The sequence below is a fragment of the Serratia sp. N21D137 genome, from assembly GCF_047530005.1.
Classification (GTDB): domain Bacteria; phylum Pseudomonadota; class Gammaproteobacteria; order Enterobacterales; family Enterobacteriaceae; genus Chania; species Chania fonticola_B.
This window is the reverse complement of sequence record NZ_JBLJAJ010000083.1, coordinates 1-2844: the sequence shown is the minus strand read 5'-3', so window position 1 is coordinate 2844 and position 2844 is coordinate 1. Positions and strand designations below refer to the sequence as shown.

The 2844-nt window shown below is 49.0% G+C and carries 1 protein-coding gene and 1 pseudogene; both read right to left on the bottom strand.

What is annotated here, in order from left to right:
- Window positions 1-320 precede the first annotated feature (320 nt).
- Window positions 321-641, bottom strand: a pseudogene (locus ACMV5H_RS25245) (ISKra4 family transposase); the annotation flags it as partial.
- A 423-nt stretch (window positions 642-1064) separates the two neighbouring features.
- Window positions 1065-2498 (bottom strand): Na+/H+ antiporter NhaC, encoded by a 1434-nt coding sequence (gene nhaC, locus ACMV5H_RS25240; protein WP_414822765.1) that lies wholly within the window; start codon window positions 2496-2498, stop codon window positions 1065-1067.
- Window positions 2499-2844: the final 346 nt, after the last annotated feature.

Genomic DNA, 2844 nt, shown 5'->3' with positions numbered 1-2844 from the left:
GAAATACAAGGAGAAAGCTACAGGAAAAAGACCTCAAACGCAGTGGCAAAAAAGCCATCTAAATGATGGTGTGGGAGCGGCCATTGTAGTTGACGCCGGATCGGCAAAAGTAATTGACGTCTAATATTAAACTCTTCAGGATAACGCTTACTGCTCATGTGCACCTCTCTTTAGGCCATTTTAAATGACTCTGAGGTGTCTGTTAAACCCGTGGCGATTCAGAGCGTGATAGGCAGATAGTTTACGAATGAGTCTTTAGAGCAATGTCAGGTTGTTAAGCTGAATACGTAGAGCATGGTTCAATATGGGCCATTAGTGAGCTATGCTGCTATCAAGAATACCCTCCAACCACTCTGATCGTACATTGGGAAACCGGGATGCCAACTGTAAAATTTATCCTGTAGCTCATTATTCGGGACTGCCGTCCGGGTCTATAAAAAATAATACGCGCCTTTTCTGATCCGCTGCATCTCCTGCTTTTGGCCATTATTTTCAATCACTTCATTGATCGTTGATTCCACAAACGCCGTTGAAACCGGCTCTCAGTATTGGTGAATTTTGCTGCAGTTTTGGATTATCATCTGATTTTTCTTCATACAGGTGTACTTTTCATCCAAGTGTTTTTGCAGGTATTTCAGGTTTCAGTCGCGCAAACGCATCGACAATATTTTTCAGAAGGGGCCCGAATTATGTCACCTTCTAGCACAATTTCCGGACATGTTATGAGCCTTGCGGTCAGGGAACCTGGATCCCTTCGGGTAAAGGGAACCAGAGGCGTGGATATTGCTGATTACTCCGGCAACGTCAGTGAATTGTAACGTCAGTATCTATCCGACGTGCAGTCACACAAGCAACTTAAGCAATGGCATAGTGTTATCTATAACTAAAATCCGCTTAGATCATTGTTAATTAAAAACTTTAATCAATATTCCTTCATCGCAGGTGGCGGAAGAGAAGCCTGTTACCTACCGTTGACAACAGGTTCGCCCCGGCCAGCACCATGCGGTGCGCACGACATTTTTATTAGGCGGCGAGCCATAGCACAACTCTCGGCATAGCAGTCCCTATCCTGCTGAATACGGTGCCGTAGTGGTCGGTTTGGTTTTATCGCGCAGCACGGCTAACCCAACAAAAGCAAACACGATGGCCAGCAACGGATTAATCAGGTTAAAAAAAGTGTACGGCGCATAATCAAGCGCCGATATACCTAGCACCCCCCCCATGAATGCACCAGCCGTAGTCCACGGGATCAAAGGCCCAGTCAACGTTGCTCCTTCTTCCAGAGTACGGCTGAGCATGGCTGGCTGCAAACCGCGACTGGCAAATTCCTGGCGAAATAAATTACCGTTAACGATAATCGACAGATACACCTCCCCCATCAAACCATTGGTTACAAAACATGCACCAATAACCAGCGCTACTAAAGAGCCCAGCCGTTTGACCTGCTGCAATAGCCCCTGCATCGCCACACGCAAATAGCCGAGCTCGTCCAATAACGCTCCCAGACACAGCGCTATAAACGACAGCACAAAGGTTTCCATCATATTAACGATGCCGCCCCGATTAAGCAGCGTATCTAGTGTCACCACGCCACTGTGACTGACATATCCTCTATTCATGGCATTCAGTGCACTGGCCACTGAATCCCCCTGGCCAGCCACACTGCACAAGACCCCAAGTAATGCACCACTCATCAGCGCAATCAGAGCCGGTACGCGCAACAAACTCATCACCAGTACCGCAAAAATCGGTAGTAGCAACCACGGGCTAATCACAAAGTACTGTTGCAGCAACCGAAGTAATTCAGTGACCTGAGTGCTGCTCGTGCTTTGCGTCAAATAGTAGTGGCGTCCTGCCACATAAAATGCGGCAAGACTCAGCAAATACGATGGCACAGTAGTCAGCAATATCGAGCGTATATGGGCAAATAAATCAGCACCGGTCGCGGCAGCGGCAAGATTGGTGGTATCCGACAGGGGGGAGAGTTTATCGCCAAAAAAGGCACCTGAAACCACCATGCCAGCGGTGAGTGGTGCCGGGATCCCGAGGACTTGCCCCATAGCCATAAAGGCTACTCCTATAGTCCCGACGGTGCCCCATGAGGTACCCGTCGCCAGCGATACCACGCTGCAAACCAGCAAACCGGCCGGTAAAAAGAACGCTGGGCTTAAAATCTGTAACCCATAGACAATCAGGGTCTGGATAATTCCGCCCTGGATCCAGCTCCCGATAAGTGCACCGATGAGGATAAAAATACACAGCGCGGGAAAAGCCCGTACAATCCCGCTGCGCATACTGTCCATTATTAGCGCAAAGCGCCAGCCATCCACAATAGCAATCAGTACAGTGAACGTTAATGCCATCAGCAACAGGATCTTGATGTCGACCTGGTAAGGCATGCCGGCGGCCAGCGTTGCGATGATTAAAACGAGAATGGAGTAAGCCGCGGTTTTTCCCGGCGGGTTTTTCGATGCGGAGTTCGATGGGGGGGAAGACATAACCGTCCAGGATTATTATGGGATTATCTCCCCAGTATAAACACTGTGTTAGCAGACAAACACAGCTAAAGTATAGGGATATACTATGTGATGTCGTCTTATCTCCCACATTAACTAATGCTATGTGAAACAAAATGACGCGAAAAGAACGTAGCGCACCTTTGGTGCGAGCACGGCAGCGTTGCTGCCTCAACCGTCTTTAAGACCCAGCCTCACATTAACGTCGGGGCAGGCTGATCGCCCCGCACTAATACCCGCATAAAATGAGCACGTCTGCGACGTGAGCACGCTGACGCCGAGGCTCTTTTCCCATTCCCTGCCACCCTCTATACTCTGCACCATGTAT